Below are 19,074 nucleotides of genomic sequence, written 5' to 3'. Positions count from 1 at the left end.
GATTCGTTAGCGAGATTCACTGCGCCTGCAGGTCCTCGGCACGCACGAGCCGCGCGAGGATGCGCAGGTCGTCGCCGATGCGCTCGACTGAATGGAAGGTGAGTTGCTTGCGCTCGTCGAGCTTCGCCGGGGCTGCGAAGTCGATCATGCCGAGCGCGTCGGTGCCGAGCAGCGACGGCGCGACGTAGAGCAGGAGTTCGTCCACGCAGCCTTCACGCAGCAGCGAGCCGTTGAGTTTGTTGCCCGCTTCGACGTGGAGTTCGTTCACGCCGCGTGCGGCCAGTTCGGTGAGCATCGCGGGCAGATCGACCTTGCCGTGCTCGTTGCCTAGCGCCACCAGTTCAGCGCCGTGCGCGCGCAGCAGGTCTGCGCGCTCGGCGTTGCGCTCGTCGAGCGAGGCGCAGAACACGAGCGTCGGCGCGCCCACGAAAATCTGCGCTTCGGGCGTCACGTCGAGCCGGCTGTCGACGAGTACACGTTTCGGCTGGCGCGGCGTGTCGACTGCGCGCACGGTCATGCGCGGATCGTCTTCCTTCACGGTGCCGATGCCGGTGAGAATCGCCGAGGCGCGCGCGCGCCACGCGTGGCCGTCGGCGCGCGCGGCCTCGCCCGTAATCCACTGGCTTTCACCCGAGGGCAGACCGGTGCGGCCATCCAGCGACGCGGCGATCTTCATGCGCACCCACGGGCGCTTCCTCGTCATGCGTGAAACGAAGCCGATGTTCATCTCGCGCGCTTCGCTGGCAAGCAGCCCGCAACGCACGTCGATGCCCGCGTCTCGCAGCATCGAGAGGCCGCGCCCGGAAACGAGCGGATTCGGGTCTTCCATGGCAGCGATCACGCGCGCGACTTTTGCCTCGATCAGCGCATTGGCGCAGGGTGGCGTGCGGCCGAAGTGGCTGCATGGCTCGAGCGTCACGTAGGCCGTGGCGCCGCGTAGTTCGTGGCCGCGCGCGCGAGCATCCTTCATCGCCTGGATTTCGGCGTGGTCCTGGCCGGCCGGCTGCGTGAAGCCTTCGCCGATCACGATGCCGTCCTTCACCAGCACGCAACCGACGCGCGGATTCGGATCGGTCGTGTAAAGGCCGCGCGCCGCGAGGGCGAGCGCGCGTTCCATGTGGACGAAATCGGTTTGCGAGAACATCGTCGTGCTTTCTCCGCGGCGGCGGGTCGGGTGAGCCGGGTGAGCCACCCGGCGCTCTCTCGTGGCGTGCGTGGCGTGTATCGCTTCCGTTATGCCGTCGCGAATGCGCTTCGCGCGGCAGCGATGGTTTCGTCGATGATCGCGTCGTCGTGCGTACTCGACACGAAGCCCGCCTCGTAAGCCGACGGCGCGAAGTAAACACCCGCGTCCAGCATCTGATGGAAGAAGCGGTTAAAGCGTGCGATGTCGCTCTTCGTGACTTCCGCGAAGCTCGCGGGGACCTTGTCGGCGAAGTAGAGGCCGAACATGCCGCCCACCGAATCCGCGACGAACGGCACCTTCGCCTCGCGCGCCGCCTCGGTGAGACCGTGAGCGAGACGCGCCGTTTGCGCCGAGAGGCGATCGTAGAAACCGGGTGCCTGGATCAGTTCGAGTGTCTTCAGACCGGCCGCGACCGCCACCGGATTGCCCGAGAGCGTGCCCGCCTGATACACGGTGCCGTTGGGCGCGAGGTGGTCCATGATCTCGCGCCGGCCGCCGAACGCCGCCGCGGGCATGCCGCCGCCGATGACCTTGCCGAGGCACACCATGTCGGCCTCGACGCCATAGAGCGCCTGGGCGCCGCGCAGGCCCACGCGGAAGCCGCACATCACTTCGTCGAAGATCAGCACGGCGCCGTGCTTCGTGCACAGGCTGCGCAACGCCCCGATGAACTCCGGCGAGCCCTTCACGAGGTTCATGTTGCCCGCGACGGGTTCGATGATTACCGCAGCGATTTCGTCGCCGAACGCCTTGAACGCCTCTTCGAGCGCCGCGACGTTGTTGTACTCGAGCACGGTGGTGTGCTTCGCGATATCGACCGGCACGCCAGCCGAAGTCGGGTTGCCGAACGTGAGCAGACCCGAGCCGGCCTTCACGAGCAGGCTGTCGGCGTGGCCGTGGTAGCAGCCCTCGAACTTCACGATGCGGTCGCGCTTCGTGAAGCCGCGCGCGAGACGCAGCGCGCTCATGGTCGCTTCGGTGCCGCTCGACACCATGCGCACCTGTTCCATCGACGGCACGATCTTGCAGATTGCCTCGGCGATCTCGATCTCGGACTCCGTCGGCGCGCCGAACGAGAAGCCTTTCGCGAGCACCTGTTCGACGGCCTTGAGCACCTCCGGGTGGACATGGCCGACGATCATCGGGCCCCATGAACCGATGTAGTCGATGTAACGCTTGCCGTCGGCGTCCCAGATGTACGGCCCGGCAGCGCGCTCGATAAAGCGCGGGGTGCCGCCGACCGAGCGGAAGGCGCGCACGGGCGAATTGACGCCGCCCGGAATGGTGCGCTGGGCGCGTTCGAAGAGGACTTCGTTCCTGGACTGGGTGTTGGACATGAGTGCTAGATCTGCGTGAGTGGCGTGGCCGCTGTGGCCAGTGTGGCCGATATGGCGCGAAGGTCTCGCGCGGCGAAGGGACGTTCTCCCGAAATTGTACCGGAGTCGAACGCAACGGGCGGAGGCGCAACGTCGCCCCGCGCCGCACCCGCACAACGCCATGGCTGGCGGGGCTTCGCACCGTTTCGCCACCTCGCGGGTTCCGGTCCTGAGGCGCCAGATCGGCAGAAATGCGCTCGCGAGGCGGGCCGCGAGCCAGTGAAGGTCTGAAGCCGCCGGGCAACGCGAGGCAAAACCCGGAGCCGGTCCGGCCACGGGGCAGGGCGGCGGCGGCCTTGTTTCCGCGCAAGGCGCTTCAAAGCGTCGGGTACAATTGCGTGCTCTGACGCCGCCTCTCGTTACGCGCGAAGCGGCCTATAACACTTGCGGCCGCGACGCACCGCACGCGGCCCGTTTCCTCTCGCTCCCATGCCTCATTCGTCACGCCGCCGGCCCGATATCCGGTTGATCCTGCTGCTCGGCGCACTCGCGGCCTGCGGCCCGCTCGCGACGGACATGTACCTGCCAAGCCTGCCCAGCATCGCGCGGGCGTTCGAGGTGCCGACGGCTGCGGCGGCTGCAACGCTCACGAGTTTCATGGCCGGCTTCTCGATCGGCATGCTGCTTTACGGCCCGGTATCCGACGCCTACGGCCGCCGTCCCGTCCTGCTCGGCGGTATTGCGCTCTTCACCGTGGCGAGCGTCGCGTGCTGGCTGTCGTTCTCGATCCACGAACTCATCATCGTGCGCTTCCTCCAGGCGCTCGGCGCAGGGGCGGCATCGGTGCTTTCGCGTGCCATCGCCCGTGACGCCCACGAGCCGTCCGACGCCGCCAAAGTCCTCTCGATGGTCGCCATCGTCACGGCGATCGGGCCGCTGCTCGCGCCGCTGATCGGCGGACAGTTGCTGCTGCTCGGCGGCTGGCGCGTCGTGTTCGTTGCGCTCACGCTGTTCGGGCTCGTGTGCGCCGTCGCGGCATACCTTGGCGTGCCCGAGACCTGGCCGCGCGAGAAGCGCGAAAGCTCGGCCGTGTTCCGGTCGTTCGGGGCCTACGGGCGTCTGCTGCGCGATCCGCTCGTGTGGGGGCACATGCTCTGCGGCGGCATGGCGTTCGCGGCGATGTTTACGTACATCTCCGCCACGCCGTTCGTCTACATCGAGTACTTCCACGTCTCGCCGCAGCACTACGGGCTTTTCTTCGGCACGAACATCCTCGGCATCATGCTCGGCAACTTTCTCAACACGCGGTTCGTCGGACGATTCGGCGCGCTGCGCATGGTGTCGCTGGCGTCGACGGTGAGTAGTGTCGCGTCGATCTTCGTCGCGCTGATGTGCCTGACGGGGTGGGGCGGGCTATGGTCGATCGTGTTCGGCCTGTTCTTTGTCGTGGGCGTGGTGGGCGTGCTCAGCGCGAACTGCGCGACCGATCTGATGTATCGCTATCCGAAGAACGCGGGCGCGGCGGCAGCCGTGTTCGGCGCAACGCAGCTCGGCCTCGGCGCGTTCGCGAGCGCCGTGGTCGGCCGGTTTCCCGGTGTTTCGCCGTTCGGCATGGGCATCACGATCGGTGCATGCGGCGTGCTGACCTACGTCGGGCGCATCCTCGTCGTGCGCTGGCACAACCATCCGGTGCCGGGGCAGGTGCAGCAGCCCGTCTCGACGTGATCGTGCGAAAGCCGCCGCAATGAAAATGGGACGCCGAGGCGTCCCATTTTTTTCGAGCGTGCAAAGTGCAATCAGTCGCGCGTTGTCGAAGACGCCCCGTGGCTCAGCCAGTCGAGCACGGCGGACGCGTCGTCGTCGGCTTGCTCGCGCGCTCGCTCCACGGCGTCGTGCAGTTCGCCTTCCGACGACGCACGGCGGATCGCAACACCCACCGCGAGAATGTCGATCATCAGGAGATGCAGGATGCGCGAGATCATCGAGAGCTGCGACTCGCGTATCTCGATGTGATCGGTTTCGAGCGCGACGGTCGCGCGTTTCGCGAGCGGCGTGTTGCTCGACGTGATCGCGACCACCTTCGCGCCGGCCTGCATGGCGACGTCGAGCACGCGCAGCAACTCGGGCGCACGGCCCGATTTCGACACGGCCACGATCACGTCGCCCTTGCCGAGCAGTGCCGCCGACGCTGCCTGCATGTACAGATCGCCGTACGCGATGGTCGGGATACCGAAGCGAAAGAACTTGTAATGCGCGTCCTGCGCGACGATGTGCGAGTTGCCGAGCCCGTAGAACTCGATGCGGCGTGCGCCGTTGAGCAGCGTGATGGCTTCTTCGACGTGCTCGAAGTTCAGGTGCTCGCGCAACTGAAGGATCGCGGAAACGGTGTTGTCGAGCACCTTCGCGCCGAAGTCGGTCGCCGTGTCGCCGAGATGCACCTGGCTGTGGCTCACGGGGATCGTGCCCGTGAGACCCGTGGCGAGCTTGAGCTTGAAGTCGGAGAGCCCCTGGCAGCCGAGCGAGCGGCAGAAGCGGATCACGGTGGGCTGGCTCACGTCGGCCTTGCGCGCGATGTCGACGATCGGATCGTTGATGATCGAGCGTGGATGGTTCAGCGCGAGGTCGGCTACGCGGCGCTCGGCGGGCGTGAGTGCGTCGCGCATCTGGCGGATGCGCTCGAACACGGCCGACGAACTGCCGCCCGCGCGGTTCGACAACTGCTCCGCGAGAATCGCCGAGACGCCGAGGAACGCCGGATATTCGGCGGTGATGACGTAGGTCGGGACGTTCGCGAGATACGCGTCGAAGCGGCCCTTGGCTTCGAAGCGCTGGCGGAACGACGAGCGCGCGAACAGCTCGCCAAGACGCGGCACGACACCGCCGCCGATATAGATGCCGCCGAGCGAACCGAGCGTCATGGCGATGTTGCCGGCGAAGCTGCCGAGAATGCCGCAGAAGCATTCGACGGTTTCCAGCGCGAGCGCATCGCCTTCGTGGGCGCGCTTTACGATGTCGGCGGGGTCGACGTTCGGGTTCACGCGCTTCTTGTCGCGCGCGGCGAGCGCGCGATAGATCAGTTCGACGCCGGGCCCTGCGCACACGCGCTCGAACGAGACGTGCGGCCACTTCTTGCGCGCGAACTGCAGCACGATGTCTTCGCGCTCGTCCTGCGGCGAAAAGCTCGCGTGACCGCCTTCGCTGCCGAGCGCGATCCAGCGGTCATCGGCGGGAATCAGACCCGAGACGCCGAGGCCGGTGCCCGGACCCAGCAGGCCGATCACGCTGTTCTGGCGGCGCGTGCCGCCGCCCACCTGCGTGCGCTGGGCGTCGGTGAGCCCCGGCAGCGCCATGGCGAGCGCGGTGAAATCGTTCACGACGAGCAGCGTGTCGAAGCCGAGCGCGCGGCGCGTCGCCTCGATCGAGAAGGTCCAGTCGTGATTGGTCATGCGCACCTGGTCGCCGTCGACCGGATTCGCAATCGCAATCGCCGCGTGGTTCACGCGTGCTGTCTTCGTGTCGTGCAGGTATTGCTGGATCACTTCCGCCACGCCGGGATACTCGGCGCACGGATACACGCGGACCTGGCCGATCTCGCCCGGGCCGGTTTCGAGCGCGAAGCGCGCGTTGGTTCCGCCGATATCGGCGAGCAGCCTCGGTCCGTCGGCGTGCTGGCCCGCGGACGGGGCAGCTTTGTTAGGCACACCAGTAGACATCGAGTCTTACTCCCTTATCGTTCGCCAGCTTCGAGATGGCGTTGTTCTGTTCCGCCGCGGCGGCCTGTTGCAGGACTTCGAGCTTGCGCTCTCCCGCGATCAGCAGGAAGAGGCGGTCGACCTGGCGCAGCGCCTGCATCGACCACGACACGCGCGCATGCGGCGCTGCCTGCGGATGCACGGCGACGAACGGGCGCGCCGTCGTGATGGCCTCGTGCCACTCGGGCGCGTCCGCGAAGATCGACGCCGTGTGGCCGTCCTCGCCCATGCCGAGCACGGCGACGCTCGGCAACCGGCGCTGCGGATCGGCGTTGAGCGCGGCGACGTGCGCGTCGAGCGTGGTCGTTACGTCCACGAGCGGCAGGAAACGCACGTTCGCGGCCTCGTTTTTCAGCAGTGTTTCGCGCACCAGGCGCGCGTTGCTGGCCGGATCGGTTTCCGGCACCCAGCGATCGTCCACCAGCGTGACGTCGATTCGGGACCAGTCGAAGCGGTGCGTCGACAGGGCTTCCAGGAAGGGGCGCGGGCTTGTGCCACCTGAAACCGCAAGCGTCGCACGATGCGCGCCGGCGCCGGGCGCCGCCTGCTGAGCGATGAGCGACGCACGTAGTGCATCGCCCACGGCTCGCGCCAGCGCGTCGCATTGTACGCGCGGGTCGTCGAATACATGAAGCTCGATCACTTCTCCTCCATGCTGCTTTCTTGTACGTCTCTACTGCGTTTCGTCTTTCAGGTTCCGGCGGCCGCGCTTCGTGTGACCGCCGGCATGGCCATCATGTGTCAGTTTTCTTCTTCGAGCCAGCACGTCCCGTGCTGCGCGAGCATGGCGCTCGACGCGGCCGGTCCCCACGAGCCTGCCGCATAAGGCTTCGGCTGACGGGGAGTCGTTGCCCATTCGTTCAGGATCGGCTCGACCCACTTCCAGGCCGCTTCCTGTTCGTCGCGGCGCACGAAAAGCGCGAGCCTCCCATGGATCACGTCGAGCAGCAAGCGCTGGTACGCCTCCATCTGACCTTCGCGGAAGAAACGGTCGAACGCGAGGTCGAGGTACACGCTCGCGAGGTTCATTCCCTCGCCGGGCTGTTTCGCGAGGCAATACAGGCGAATGGTTTCGTTCGGCTGCAGGCGGATCACGAGGCGGTTCTTGCCGGCACGCAGCGCGCTCGGGCCGAGCGCCGAGTGCGGTACCGGGCGGAAGTTCACGACGATTTCGGCGACGCGGTCCGCGAGTCGCTTGCCGGTGCGAAGGAAGAACGGCACGCCGGCCCAGCGCCAGTTCTCGATTTCCACCTTGAGCGCGACGAACGTTTCGGTGCGGCTGTCGGGCTTCACGCCCGGCTCGGTCGCGTAGGCCGGCACGGCCTGGCCGCGGCTCACGCCAGCATGATACTGGCCGCGCACGGCGACCTTGTTGATGTCGTCGGCGTCGAGAGGTTTGAGCGCGCGCAGCACGCGCAGCTTCTCGTCGCGCACCGAGTCGGAATCCATCGAGTGCGGCGGCTCCATCGCCACGATCGACAGGAGCTGCAGCAGGTGATTCTGCACCATGTCGCGCAGCGCGCCGGTGTTGTCGTAGAAGTTGCCGCGCGCCTCGACGCCCAGTTCTTCAGCAATGGTGATCTGGATGCTCTCCACCCATTCGCGGCGCCACAGCGGTTCGAAGAGCGCGTTGCCGAAACGCAGCGCGAGCAGGTTCTGCACCGGCTCCTTGCCGAGGTAGTGATCGATCCGGTAGATCTGCTCTTCAGCGAAGATCTCGCCGACGGCATCGTTGATCGCATTCGATGACTTCAGGTCGTAACCGAGCGGCTTTTCCAGCACGATGCGCGCGCCGCTGTTCAACCCGACCGACGCGAGCGCCTGGCAGATCGGCACGAAGAGCGACGGGCCCGTCGCGAGATAGAACACGCGGATGCCCGGTAGCGGCGCGATGGCCTCGCGCAGCGTCGCGAAGTCTTCGGCGCGCGAGAGGTCAAGCTTCACGTAGTCGATGCGTGCGAGAAAGCTGGTCCACGCGGCTTCGTCGAGGCCGTTTTTTGCGGCGTAGGGCTTCACGTGCGTGTCGACCCAATCGATGTACTGCGCGCGGTTTTCCTCCTGGCGCGCGACGCCCACGATCTTGCCCGACTCGGCGAGCATGCCCGAACGGTGTGCCTCGTACAGGGCCGGGAGGATCTTGCGCATCGACAGGTCGCCGGTGCCGCCAAAGAGAACGAAGGTAAAGCCGGAATCAGTCGGGAATTGCATAGTCTCCAACGCAGTGCTGAGGGGCCGCTGCAGGAGAGCTCGGGCGGCCGTAGTCCGATAAAATTTTTTTTGACACTGAATTGTAGTTTAACTACAATCCAAATCAAGAGGTAACGTTCATTCGATAAAAAAAGCGTGGCCAACAGCGGTATAACGGCATCTTCACGCGCTTTCCCGGGTGGACCGAACATCCCTCATGCCATTGGACGAGAGAGTTGTCGTTTGGCGAGCCGGGCGGCCGGGTGGGCTGCCCTGAGGGACGTGGGGCCGTGTAACGTAGCGGCGCCTCGACCAGGCCCTGGCGCCGCGCAATCTGCATGTTGCCCGCCGAGCCGGTGAAAAACAGAAGAGGAGACAATCAGTTGCATCCCGAATCACTCATCTCTTGAGCGTCCGGCGGCTGCACGCCGGCACGCAGTTCGCGCGCGTTTGATGAAAACACGCGCGCGGCACTCCGGCACCCGGCCGTCCCGTGTTTTGCCTGTTTGAACCACAACCAAACCCTGGCGACATCAGGGGCCATTCGTTTCTGTTCAGGTGTCTGGAGGAGAAAAGTTATGACGATGAAATTCCGGGCGATCGCAGGTGCCCTGTGCGCCGCAAGTCTGATGGGCGGTATCGCGACGGCGCAGGCAGCCGAATCCCTCGAAGTGTTGCACTGGTGGACGTCGGGCGGCGAGTCGAAAGCCATCGGCGTGCTGAAGGACGACATGACGAAGCAGGGCTTCACGTGGAAGGACTTCGCGGTCGCCGGTGGCGCGGGCGCGGCGGCCATGACCGCACTGAAGACGCAGGTGATTTCGGGCAACGCGCCGACCGCCGCCCAGATCAAGGGTCCGCTGATCCAGGAATGGGCCTCGCAGGGCGTGCTCGTGCCGATCGATTCGGCTGCCGCCGACTGGAAGGCCAACCTGCCGCCGCAGATCGACAAGATCATGCGCGCGGATAACCACTACGTCGGCGCGCCGTTCTCGGTGCACCGCGTGAACTGGGTGTGGATCAACAAGGCGGCGCTCGACAAGGTGGGCGGCAAGCCGCCGACCACCTGGCCGGAATTCTTCGCGCTCGCCGACAAGCTGAAGGCCGCCGGTATCCAGCCGGTTGCCGCGGGCGGCCAGCCGTGGCAGGACCTGACGCTGTGGGAAGACGTGGTCCTCTCGCAGGGCGCGGACTTCTACAAGAAGGCGCTCGTCGACCTCGACCAGAAGACGCTGACGTCGCAGCAGATGGTGGGCGTGTTCGACACGGTCCGCAAGATCGAAGGCTACATGGATAACGCCCGCACCGGCCGCGACTGGAACCTCGCGACGGCGATGGTCATCAACGGCAAGGCCGGCATGCAGTTCATGGGCGACTGGGCGAAGGGCGAGTTCGCGAACGCCGGCAAGGTGCCGGATAAGGACTACGTCTGCGCACCGGTACCGCACACGGAGAAGGCCTACACTTTTAACGTGGACTCGTTCGTGTTCTTCCAGCAGAAGGACCAGAAGGCGGCGACGCCGGGTCAAATCGCGCTTGCGAAGACCATCATGAGCCCGGCGTTCCAGGAGCAGTTCAGCCTGTACAAGGGTTCTATCCCGGTCCGTCTGGGTGTGGACATGGGCAAGTTCGACGCGTGTGCGAAGCGGTCGTACGCTGACGAGCAGATCGCGATCAAGGCCGGTGGCTATGTGCCGTCGCTCGCGCATGGCATGGCTCAGCCGGACGCGACCGCCGGTGCGATCACCGACGTCGTGACGAAGTTCATGAACTCGACGCAGGACTCGAAGAGCGCAGTTGAAGCGCTCGCGAAGGCAGCGAAGACGAAGTAAGCAGGGTGAGTTCCGCGCGCGGCGTGCGAAGCGCCGCGCGCGGCCCCCTGGACATGACGGTTCGACCTGAACCCCATCATCGTGCGAAACCCTCTTTCGCACTGCACCAGGAGTTATGCAGTGACTGCTTCTCTTAGCGGTAACGGCAAGGCGGCGACGGCTGCTGCCCGCCGCGCGTCGCAGACGGCGGCGTTCGCAGACCGCTGGATCCCGAAGCTGGTGCTTTCGCCCAGCATCCTGATCAGCCTCGTATTCGTCTACGGCTTCATCCTCCTGACCGGCTGGCTGTCGCTGTCCACCTCGAAACTGATGCCGCGCTACGAGTTCGCCGGCCTCGATCGCTATCGCGAACTGTTCGAGAACGACGTCTGGTGGACGTCGGCGCAGAATCTCGGCTGGTTCGGCGTTCCGTTCATCGGCATCTGCGTTGCGCTCGGCCTGTTTCTCGCGATCCTGCTCGACCAGCAGATTCGCCAGGAAGGCGCACTGCGCGCGGTGTTCCTTTATCCGATGGCGCTCTCGTACATCGTCACCGGCACGGCCTGGCAGTGGATCATGAATCCCGATCTCGGCCTCCAGCGCGTGCTGCACGACTGGGGCTGGACGAGCTTCGTGTTCGACTGGCTCGACAATCCGGACCGGGCCATCTTCTGCATCGTGATCGCTGCCGTCTGGCAGTCCACCGGCTTTTGCATGGCGCTCTTCCTCGCCGGCCTGCGCGGCGTGGACAGCGAAATCTTCAAGGCCGCCCAGGTGGACGGCGCGACGCTCCCGACGATCTATCGCAAGATCGTGATCCCGAGCATGCGTCCGGTCTTCTTCTCGGTGCTGCTGATCCTGTGCCACATCACGATCAAGACGTTCGACCTCGTCGTCGCGTTGACCGCGGGCGGACCGGGCACGGCGTCGTCGCTGCCTGCGATCTTCATGTACACGTTTTCGTTCAACCGCGGGCAACTCGGCGTTGGCGCAGCCTCGTCGATGATGATGCTCGCGACTGTCGTGGCCGTGCTCGTGCCGCTGATGTATCTGGAATCGAGGAGCACGCGCAATGCAGCCTAAGATGAAGCTGAGCCGTGTGGTCGTCTATGCGGCGCTGATCCTGTTCGCGTTGTACTTCCTGTTTCCGCTCTACGTGATGCTGTCGACATCGTTCAAGGATATCGACCAGCTTCGCCAGGGCAACATGCTGACGCTGCCCACGCATCCGAGCTTCGCACCGTGGGTCAAGGCATGGAGCGAGGCCTGCACGGGCGTGCGCTGCGACGGTATGCAGCCGTTCTTCATGAACTCGGTGAAGATGGTGATTCCTGCCGTGCTGATCTCGTCGATCATCGGCGCGTTCAACGGTTATGTGCTCACGCACTGGCGCTTTCGCGGCGCGGATGCGCTCTTCACGATGCTGCTCGTGGGCTGCTTCATTCCGTTCCAGGCGATCCTGCTGCCGATGGCGCGTCTGCAAGGCTTCTTCGGCCTCTCGAACACGATCGGCGGTCTTGTGCTCGTGCACGTCGTGTACGGCATCGCGTTCACCACGATGTTCTTCCGCAACTTCTACGTGAGCGTGCCCGCCGAACTCGTGAAGGCCGCGCGCATCGACGGCGCCGGGTTCTTCATGATCTTCACGCGCATCCTGCTGCCGATCTCGCTGCCTATTTTCATGGTGTGCCTGATCTGGCAATTCACGCAGATCTGGAATGACTTCCTGTTCGGTATCGTGTTCTCGGGCGTCGATTCGATGCCGATCACGGTGGCCCTGAACAATCTCGTGAACACGTCCACGGGCGTGAAGGAATACAACGTCGACATGGCCGGCGCGATCATCGCCGCGCTGCCCACGCTGCTCATCTATGTGATCGCCGGCCGCTACTTCGTGCGCGGCCTCACGGCGGGCGCGGTGAAGGGCTGATACGGGGGCTTATCCCCAAGTTTGAGAAGAGGATTCACAGCATGGCAAGCCTTTCCATTCGCGACGTCTACAAGACCTACCCGAACGGGGTGCCCGTCCTGAAGGGCGTGAACATCGACATCGAGGACGGACAGTTTCTGATTCTCGTCGGCGGTTCGGGGTGCGGGAAGTCGACGCTGCTCAACATGATCGCGGGTCTCGAAACCGTCACCAAAGGCGAGATCGCCATCGACGGCAAGGTGGTGAACAACCTCTCGCCGAAGGACCGCGATATCGCGATGGTATTCCAGTCCTACGCGCTGTATCCGTCGATGACGGTGCGCGAGAACATCTCGTTCGGCCTGAACATCCGCAAGGTGCCCAAAGGCGAGCAATCGCAGATCGTCGATCGCGTCTCGAACATGCTGCAGATCCAGCACCTGCTCGACCGCAGGCCGGGTCAGCTCTCGGGCGGCCAGCGCCAGCGCGTCGCGATGGGTCGCGCGCTTGCACGCGACCCTGTCATGTTCCTGTTCGACGAGCCGCTCTCGAACCTCGACGCGAAACTGCGTATCGAGATGCGCTCGGAAATCAAGCTGCTGCATCAGCGTCTTGGCACGACGATCGTCTATGTGACGCACGACCAGATCGAGGCGATGACGCTCGGCGACCGCATCGCGGTGATGAAGGACGGGATCGTTCAGCAGTTTGGCGCGCCGCAGGAGATCTACGATTCGCCGTCGAACCTGTTCGTGGCGGGCTTCATCGGCGCGCCGCCGATGAACTTCATCGACGGCAAACTCGTGGAGCAGGGCGCGGGTGTGGGTCTCGAACTCGACACGGGTGTGGCGCGCAGCGTGCTGAACCTGCCATTCGATGCGAACAAGGTGCGCGGGCATGTCGGCCAGAATGTGGTGCTCGGCTTGCGGCCGGAGCGCATCACCGACGCGCGCAGCTCGCACGACGGCCACGGCCACGAACTGCAGCGCCATACCGTGAAGGTGGACGTGATCGAGCCGACCGGGCCGGATACGCTGGTGTTCGCGCAGGTCAACGGCAAACGTATCGTGAGCCGCGTGCACCCGGGCGCGAATCCGCAGCCGGAGAAGGAGATGGAGCTGCTGTTCGATGTTTCGAAGGCGGTGCTCTTCGATCCGAAGACGGAAGAGCGGATCGCCTGACGCGCTCAGGGTTCGCGATGTAATGCAAAAGCCTCACGTGCGGGTTGCGCGTGAGGCTTTTTTTTCGGTTCTTCCTGGATTTCCGGGGAAGGGCTCTGTTCGACCTCAAGCGGACCACTGCAAATCTCTGTACCGGACATTCAAATGGCTGTCACGGCAGTCACCCGATGAGTTCGATATCAGGGAGATTCGCTAGAACCTGGTCGTAGGTCGCATGGCGCTCAAGCGTCTCTACGACGACAGGTAGCGGTGCATCCCAGATTTCGGGGAGATCCCGTTCCTTTGGATCTCTAATAGGGAAAGCAAGCGCCTCTCGAGGAGGATGAAACTGTGCATCCACGCCCGCCTTGTTCCCTCGGGCATCAACGCGGTACCAGCCAAAATCTTTCAGGTACACGGCGTTCAAACCATGAAGGCAATACGGGGCGCCCCCGTTACCCACAGACAACCGCTGATAACACAACCCGGTCGGCACGCCGTTGGCTCGGAGCAAGGCTGCGAGCAGATGACTCTTGGCGTAGCAGTAGCCCGTTTTGTGTCGCAAAACGTCTGATGCCTTACAAGTAACCGGATTGAGCTTGTAGTCGGAGCTATGCCGTATTTCGTCCCGAACGAACTCGAAGGACAGATGCACCAGTTCGCTTTCTGACCCTGCGCGATTCGCTAGCTTGTGAGCGAGCGATCGGATTTCGACGGTATGCCAGTCGATATACGTGCTTGAGGAAAGATAACGCTGCACCTGCTTGACCTCGATAATATTCAACGTTCATGAGTGTTCGTTGCGTCTATCAGACGGCATGACGTCATGAGTCTTCGCGATACGTCCACTTACGACAAGAGGCGCGCCGGTCAACGCGACGTATGGGCTCCGGCAGGCCCAACCGCTTGCGGCTGCAGCAACACGAGCACCGCACCCGCACCGCCATCGTGCGCCCGCGCCTGGCAGAACGCGATCACCTCTTCCTTCTGCACGAGCCACGCGCGCACCTTGCCCTTGAGCACCGGCTCCTTGCCGACCGAGCCCAGTCCCTTGCCGTGAATCACGCGCACGCACCGCAGTCCACGCTTGCCTGCTTCGCGGATGAACGTCTGCAGCGCCTCGCGCGCTTCTTCGCGGCGCATGCCGTGCAGGTCGAGTTGCGCCTGCACGATCCACGTGCCGCGTCGCAGCTTCTTCACGACCTCGGCGCTGATGCCGGGGCGGTGGTAGTAGAGCGAGTCGTCGGTGTCGAGGAGCGTTTCGGGATCGAAGTCGTCGGAGATAGCTTCGTGCAGCACGGCTTGCTCGTCGAGCTGCGTCTGGGTGGGCAGCGGCACGGGCGCCGCGCGGCGCGCCGGCGCGCGCGGGGGCGCGTTCAGCGGCGCGATGGTGCCGATCTCGCGGCGGAAAAGTTCGCTGTCTGCGTCGGCTTCCACGCGGGCCGCAAGCGCCGCCGCGCGTTCGCGCTCGCGCTGGCGGGTCTGCGCCTTCAGCGCGTCGCGCAGGCTGCCGAGCCCTCCAAGGCCCGCGGCGAGATTGCCCTTCTCAATCGTGACGGCAGGTGTCGTGGCGGTGGGTTCGGGCGCGGCGGGGCGTTGCGCAGCGGGACGCTTGGGCTCGCCGGGATGAGGCTTGTTCTTCGGCATGGCGGAAGGCGTTGTCGTGATCGTCTGGTTTCGACCGCCGCCTGGCGCGCGAGGTGCGCCCGCAGTGCGGCGAGTGTAGCGATGGAAGAGGCACTTATAGCGACATGGCGACCGAAATCGCGACGACAGCCGTGTCGCGGTCGCAGCAAAAATTCGCAGCGACAAATTCCGGGCGCAAAATCGCGGCACAAAAGAAAAGGGCCGCCGGCTGGCTGGCCGCGGCCCTCATTCCGGTGCGCCGACAGGCTTCAGACCGCTATTTTAGCCGTCTGCGGCCGGCAAGCGCCGGAAGCTTTCAGCGCTCGGCTTCTGCGCTCATGACGTGCGGCTGGGTGATCTCGTGGATGCTCTCGAGATAGCGCTGCGCGTCGAGCGCGGCCATGCAGCCCGTGCCGGCGCTCGTGATCGCCTGACGATACACGTGGTCCTGCACGTCGCCCGCCGCGAAAACGCCCGCCACGCTCGTGGCAGTCGCGTTGCCGTTCATCCCGCCGTTCGTGATGATGTAGCCGTTTTTCATCTCGAGCTGACCTTCGAAGATGTCGGTGTTCGGCTTGTGGCCGATCGCGACGAAGAGGCCCTGCAGGTCGAGGTCGGTCGTCTCGCCGGTCTGCGCGTTCTTGATGCGCAGGCCGTTCACGCCGCCGTCGTCGCCCTTGACTTCGTCGAGCACGTGATTCCACCTGATCTCGACGACGCCTTCCTTTTCCTTCTCCAGCAGGCGGTCGATCAGGATCGGCTCGGCGCGGAACTTGTCGCGGCGGTGGATGACCGTCACCTTCTTCGCGATCCCCGCGAGGTACAGCGCTTCTTCGACGGCCGTATTGCCGCCGCCCACCACCGCGACGTGCTGGTTGCGGTAGAAGAAGCCGTCGCAGGTCGCGCAGGCCGAAACGCCGCGGCCCATATACAGCTCTTCGCTCGGCAGGCCGAGGTACTGTGCCGACGCGCCGGTCGCGATGATCAGCGAATCGCAGGTGTACTCGCCCGAATCGCCGATCAGGCGGATCGGCTTTTCATCGAGCTTCGCCGTGTGGATGTGATCGAACACGATTTCCGTGTTGAAACGCTCGGCATGCTCGAGGAAACGCTGCATCAGTTCCGGACCCTGCACGCCGTTCGCATCGGCGGGCCAGTTTTCGACGTCGGTCGTCGTCATGAGCTGGCCGCCCTGCGCGAGGCCGGTGATGAGGAGCGGCGAGAGGTTCGCGCGGGCCGCATAGACGGCGGCGGTGTAGCCGGCGGGGCCGGAACCGAGAATCAGGACTTTGGCGTGTTTGGTTACAGACATGGTCGAAATCCGTAAAAAGGCGCTGCGAATGACGCTATGAATACGCTGAGAGGCGCGCTGAAAAGCGCGCCGTAAAGCGAGGCCGCCCGGCGGTGCGACAAGGCACACACATGGATATGGGCATCAGCCGGCAATTATAAAGGGCGGGGCTTGCCGGCGCCTCATGAAGCTTCCTGATCGTGCCGATAGCCTGTACGGGGACGGGCGGCGAGGCGGCCGCGGACATGCCGGGACGCGGGGCACGGCGCGGCGCGCGCACCCGTGCGCGACAATGCGCCACGCGCGCAGGATCGGCCCTGGGCGCACTAGCGCCACTGTTGCCGGTAACCGTCATTTACAGCCGGGGCCGAAACAACGCGTTTACAATAGGCCGGATTGGACGAAAGGCGGCTGCGCGGGTCCGCTGCATCAGCCTGCAGCGCGCGCCGGCCGCGAACGCATCAAGGATCAGCACCAGGATTCAATGGCCAAAGCTACCTATTCCGCGCAGGCGCAGGCATTGCCCCACCGCATGTCGCGCCTGTTCACTGAAATCCGCTGGCTCTTGCAGGTCGCGCTCGGCGTCTTCCTGCTGATGGCGCTCATCAGTTACAGCCGTCACGACCCCAGCTGGACCCACGCCGCCCATGTCGATCACATCTCGAACTGGGCGGGCCGCGTCGGCGCGTGGACCTCTGACATTCTGCTGCTGCTGTTCGGCCTCTCCGCCTACTGGTGGGTCGTGCCGCTCGCCCGGCGTATTTCGGCGAACTATCGGCGCATCACGCTCAACGAAGCGCTCGCCGACGATGACGACAAACCGCGCGACCATGGCTGGATCACCGAAAGCCTCGCGTTCGTTCTCGTGCTGCTCGCGAGCGACGGCATTGCGGCATTGCGCATGTGGTCGCTCAGGGTGCAATTGCCGCGCGAACACACGCCCGGCGGCGTGGTCGGCGATGCCGTAGCGCGCGGCGTCTCGCACGCGTTCGGCTTCACTGGCGGCACGCTCGCGCTTCTGCTGGCGCTCGGCATCGGGCTGTCGCTGTATTTCCGTTTCTCGTGGCTGTCCGTTTCCGAGAAGGTCGGCGAGGCGCTCATCAACGCGGTCACGTTCGCGAGGATGCGCCGCGAGGCACGCAGCGACCGCAAGCTCGGCGAGGCCGCGGCCGTCAAGCGCGAAGGCAAGGTCGAGAGCAGCCGCGTGAAGATCGAGGAACACGAGCCGGTCATGATCGTGCCGCCGGTGGTCACGCCGCAGCGTTCGGAGCGCGTCGAGAAAGAGCGCCAGGTGCCGCTCTTCACCGACCTGCCGGGTGATTCCACGCTGCCGCCCATCTCGCTGCTCGATGCCGCGCCCGCCACGCAGGAAACGGTCTCCGACGACGCGCTCGAATTCACGTCGCGTCTCATCGAGAAGAAGCTCAAGGATTTCGGCGTCGAGGTCGCCGTGGTGGCCGCGTATCCAGGCCCGGTTGTCACGCGCTACGAAATCGAGCCGGCGACCGGCGTGAAGGGCAGTCAGATCGTGGGTCTTGCGAAGGACCTCGCGCGCGCGCTGTCACTCGTGTCGATCCGCGTCGTGGAGACGATTCCCGGCAAGAACTACATGGCGCTCGAACTGCCGAACCAGCGCCGCCAGACTGTGCGCCTGTCCGAGATTCTCGGCTCGGCGGTTTATGCCGACGCGCCGTCCGCGCTCACCATGGGTCTCGGCAAGGACATCGGCGGCAAGCCCGTGTGCGCCGACCTCGCGAAGATGCCGCACCTGCTCGTGGCCGGCACGACCGGTTCGGGCAAATCGGTCGGGATCAACGCGATGATCCTGTCGCTGCTCTACAAGTCGACTGCCGAGCAGGTGCGCATGATCCTGATCGATCCGAAGATGCTCGAAATGAGCGTCTACGAGGGCATCCCGCATCTGCTGTGTCCGGTCGTGACGGACATGCGCCAGGCCGGCAACGCGCTGAACTGGACCGTCGCCGAAATGGAGCGCCGCTACAAGCTCATGAGCAAGGTCGGCGTGCGCAATCTCGCGGGCTACAACAACAAGATCGACGAGGCAACGAAGCGCGAGGAGAAGATTCCGAATCCGTTCAGCCTCACGCCGGACGATCCGGAGCCGCTCGCGAAGCTGCCGCACATCGTCGTCGTGATCGACGAACTCGCCGACCTCATGATGGTGGTCGGCAAGAAGGTCGAGGAGTTGATCGCTCGCATCGCGCAGAAGGCGCGCGCCGCGGGCATCCACCTGATTCTCGCGACCCAGCGTCCATCCGTCGACGTGATCACCGGCCTCATCAAGGCCAACGTGCCGACGCGCATGGCGTTCCAGGTCTCCTCGAAGATCGACTCGCGCACCATTCTCGACCAGATGGGCGCCGAGTCGCTGCTCGGCATGGGCGACATGCTCTACCTGCCACCGGGCTCCGGCCTGCCGGTGCGTGTGCACGGCGCGTTCGTTGGCGACGACGAAGTGCATCGTGTGGTCGAAAAGCTCAAGGAGCAGGGCGAGCCGAACTATATCGAGGGCCTGCTCGAAGGCGGCGTGGCAGGCGACGGCGACGAAGGATCGGCGGGCGCGGGAACCAGCGGCACCGGCGACGAGTCCGATCCGCTGTACGACCAGGCCGTCGAAGTGGTCGTCAAGAACCGGCGCGCTTCGATTTCGCTCGTGCAGCGGCATCTGCGCATCGGCTACAACCGGGCAGCGCGGCTGCTTGAACAGATGGAGCAATCGGGGCTCGTTTCCGCGATGTCGTCGAGCGGCAACCGCGAGATCCTCGTGCCCACGCGCGACGCCGACGCTTGATGCCGACGCGGCCGCGCGCCTCTC

General features: G+C 65.0%; 14 protein-coding genes. 6 read left to right on the top strand and 8 right to left on the bottom strand.

Annotated features, from left to right (window positions below):
• Window positions 1-16: 16 nt before the first annotated feature.
• Window positions 17-1,144, bottom strand: a complete 1,128-nt coding sequence (gene ribD, locus D1Y85_RS01335; protein WP_124149220.1) for a bifunctional diaminohydroxyphosphoribosylaminopyrimidine deaminase/5-amino-6-(5-phosphoribosylamino)uracil reductase RibD — start codon at window positions 1,142-1,144, stop codon at window positions 17-19.
• Window positions 1,145-1,233: 89 nt separating this feature from the next.
• Window positions 1,234-2,523, bottom strand: coding sequence for a glutamate-1-semialdehyde 2,1-aminomutase (gene hemL / locus D1Y85_RS01330; protein WP_124149219.1), 1,290 nt, complete (start codon window positions 2,521-2,523; stop codon window positions 1,234-1,236).
• A gap of 468 nt (window positions 2,524-2,991) precedes the next feature.
• Here hemL and D1Y85_RS01325 point away from each other — a divergent pair, with 468 nt between their 5' ends.
• A complete protein-coding gene (locus D1Y85_RS01325) occupies window positions 2,992-4,227 on the top strand; it encodes a Bcr/CflA family multidrug efflux MFS transporter (RefSeq protein WP_124149218.1) in 1,236 nt (411 codons plus the stop codon).
• Window positions 4,228-4,298: 71 nt separating this feature from the next.
• Here D1Y85_RS01325 and D1Y85_RS01320 read toward each other — a convergent pair whose 3' ends face one another.
• From D1Y85_RS01320 to zwf, 3 genes are all read right to left on the bottom strand, one after another.
• The gene (locus tag D1Y85_RS01320) at window positions 4,299-6,215 is read right to left on the bottom strand and encodes a bifunctional transcriptional regulator/glucokinase (protein WP_124149217.1); all 1,917 of its coding nucleotides are present in this window, start codon (window positions 6,213-6,215) and stop codon (window positions 4,299-4,301) included.
• Window positions 6,196-6,897, bottom strand: coding sequence for a 6-phosphogluconolactonase (gene pgl, locus D1Y85_RS01315; RefSeq protein ID WP_124149216.1), 702 nt, complete (start codon window positions 6,895-6,897; stop codon window positions 6,196-6,198). Before pgl ends, D1Y85_RS01320 begins: the two co-directional genes overlap by 20 nt.
• Window positions 6,898-6,995: 98 nt before the next feature.
• A complete protein-coding gene (gene zwf / locus D1Y85_RS01310; protein ID WP_124149215.1) occupies window positions 6,996-8,462 on the bottom strand; it encodes a glucose-6-phosphate dehydrogenase in 1,467 nt (488 codons plus the stop codon).
• 563 nt (window positions 8,463-9,025) lie between these two features.
• On the opposite strand from zwf, the gene D1Y85_RS01305 reads away from it, so the two are divergent.
• The 4 genes from D1Y85_RS01305 (at window position 9,026) to D1Y85_RS01290 (ending at window position 13,342) form a co-directional block, all read left to right on the top strand.
• Entirely contained in the window at window positions 9,026-10,273 is a 1,248-nt protein-coding gene (locus D1Y85_RS01305; protein ID WP_124149525.1) for an ABC transporter substrate-binding protein, read from the top strand.
• A gap of 120 nt (window positions 10,274-10,393) precedes the next feature.
• Window positions 10,394-11,335, top strand: coding sequence for a carbohydrate ABC transporter permease (locus D1Y85_RS01300; RefSeq protein ID WP_124149214.1), 942 nt, complete (start codon window positions 10,394-10,396; stop codon window positions 11,333-11,335).
• Window positions 11,325-12,182 (top strand): carbohydrate ABC transporter permease, encoded by an 858-nt coding sequence (locus D1Y85_RS01295; RefSeq protein ID WP_185218871.1) that lies wholly within the window; start codon window positions 11,325-11,327, stop codon window positions 12,180-12,182. Before D1Y85_RS01300 ends, D1Y85_RS01295 begins: the two co-directional genes overlap by 11 nt.
• Before the next feature lie 41 nt (window positions 12,183-12,223).
• Entirely contained in the window at window positions 12,224-13,342 is a 1,119-nt protein-coding gene (locus tag D1Y85_RS01290) for an ABC transporter ATP-binding protein (protein WP_124149213.1), read from the top strand.
• Between the two features lie 160 nt (window positions 13,343-13,502).
• Here the strand turns inward: D1Y85_RS01290 and D1Y85_RS01285 are convergent, their stop codons facing one another.
• The 3 genes from D1Y85_RS01285 to trxB all read right to left on the bottom strand — a co-directional run bounded on the left by D1Y85_RS01285 (window position 13,503) and on the right by trxB (window position 16,259).
• A complete protein-coding gene (locus D1Y85_RS01285) occupies window positions 13,503-14,105 on the bottom strand; it encodes a transglutaminase-like domain-containing protein (protein WP_221410255.1) in 603 nt (200 codons plus the stop codon).
• Window positions 14,106-14,191: 86 nt separating this feature from the next.
• Complete coding sequence (locus tag D1Y85_RS01280; RefSeq protein ID WP_124149212.1) at window positions 14,192-14,968, bottom strand: Smr/MutS family protein; 777 nt, start codon at window positions 14,966-14,968, stop codon at window positions 14,192-14,194.
• A 295-nt stretch (window positions 14,969-15,263) separates the two neighbouring features.
• Window positions 15,264-16,259 (bottom strand): thioredoxin-disulfide reductase, encoded by a 996-nt coding sequence (gene trxB, locus D1Y85_RS01275; RefSeq protein ID WP_124149211.1) that lies wholly within the window; start codon window positions 16,257-16,259, stop codon window positions 15,264-15,266.
• Between the two features lie 463 nt (window positions 16,260-16,722).
• Here trxB and D1Y85_RS01270 point away from each other — a divergent pair, with 463 nt between their 5' ends.
• Window positions 16,723-19,050 (top strand): DNA translocase FtsK, encoded by a 2,328-nt coding sequence (locus tag D1Y85_RS01270; protein WP_124149210.1) that lies wholly within the window; start codon window positions 16,723-16,725, stop codon window positions 19,048-19,050.
• The last annotated feature ends 24 nt before the right edge of the window (window positions 19,051-19,074 follow it).

Origin of the sequence: Paraburkholderia dinghuensis, assembly GCF_003837865.1 — a bacterium.
GTDB classification, from domain to species: domain Bacteria; phylum Pseudomonadota; class Gammaproteobacteria; order Burkholderiales; family Burkholderiaceae; genus Paraburkholderia; species Paraburkholderia dinghuensis.
Note: the sequence above shows the minus strand (reverse complement) of the source record. Positions and strands in the feature narration are given on the sequence as shown.

Bases quoted from the DNA above. Each gene is read 5' to 3' on its own strand.
- D1Y85_RS01320 (WP_124149217.1), bottom strand. From the start codon at position 6,215: ATGTCTACTGGTGTGCCTAACAAAGCTGCCCCGTCCGCGGGCCAGCAC.
- trxB (WP_124149211.1), bottom strand. From the start codon at position 16,259: ATGTCTGTAACCAAACACGCCAAAGTCCTGATTCTCGGTTCCGGCCCC.
- hemL (WP_124149219.1), bottom strand. From the start codon at position 2,523: ATGTCCAACACCCAGTCCAGGAACGAAGTCCTCTTCGAACGCGCCCAG.
- ribD (WP_124149220.1), bottom strand. From the start codon at position 1,144: ATGTTCTCGCAAACCGATTTCGTCCACATGGAACGCGCGCTCGCCCTC.
- D1Y85_RS01305 (WP_124149525.1), top strand. From the start codon at position 9,026: ATGAAATTCCGGGCGATCGCAGGTGCCCTGTGCGCCGCAAGTCTGATG.
- zwf (WP_124149215.1), bottom strand. From the start codon at position 8,462: ATGCAATTCCCGACTGATTCCGGCTTTACCTTCGTTCTCTTTGGCGGC.
- D1Y85_RS01280 (WP_124149212.1), bottom strand. From the start codon at position 14,968: ATGCCGAAGAACAAGCCTCATCCCGGCGAGCCCAAGCGTCCCGCTGCG.
- D1Y85_RS01290 (WP_124149213.1), top strand. From the start codon at position 12,224: ATGGCAAGCCTTTCCATTCGCGACGTCTACAAGACCTACCCGAACGGG.
- D1Y85_RS01270 (WP_124149210.1), top strand. From the start codon at position 16,723: ATGGCCAAAGCTACCTATTCCGCGCAGGCGCAGGCATTGCCCCACCGC.
- D1Y85_RS01325 (WP_124149218.1), top strand. From the start codon at position 2,992: ATGCCTCATTCGTCACGCCGCCGGCCCGATATCCGGTTGATCCTGCTG.
- D1Y85_RS01295 (WP_185218871.1), top strand. From the start codon at position 11,325: ATGCAGCCTAAGATGAAGCTGAGCCGTGTGGTCGTCTATGCGGCGCTG.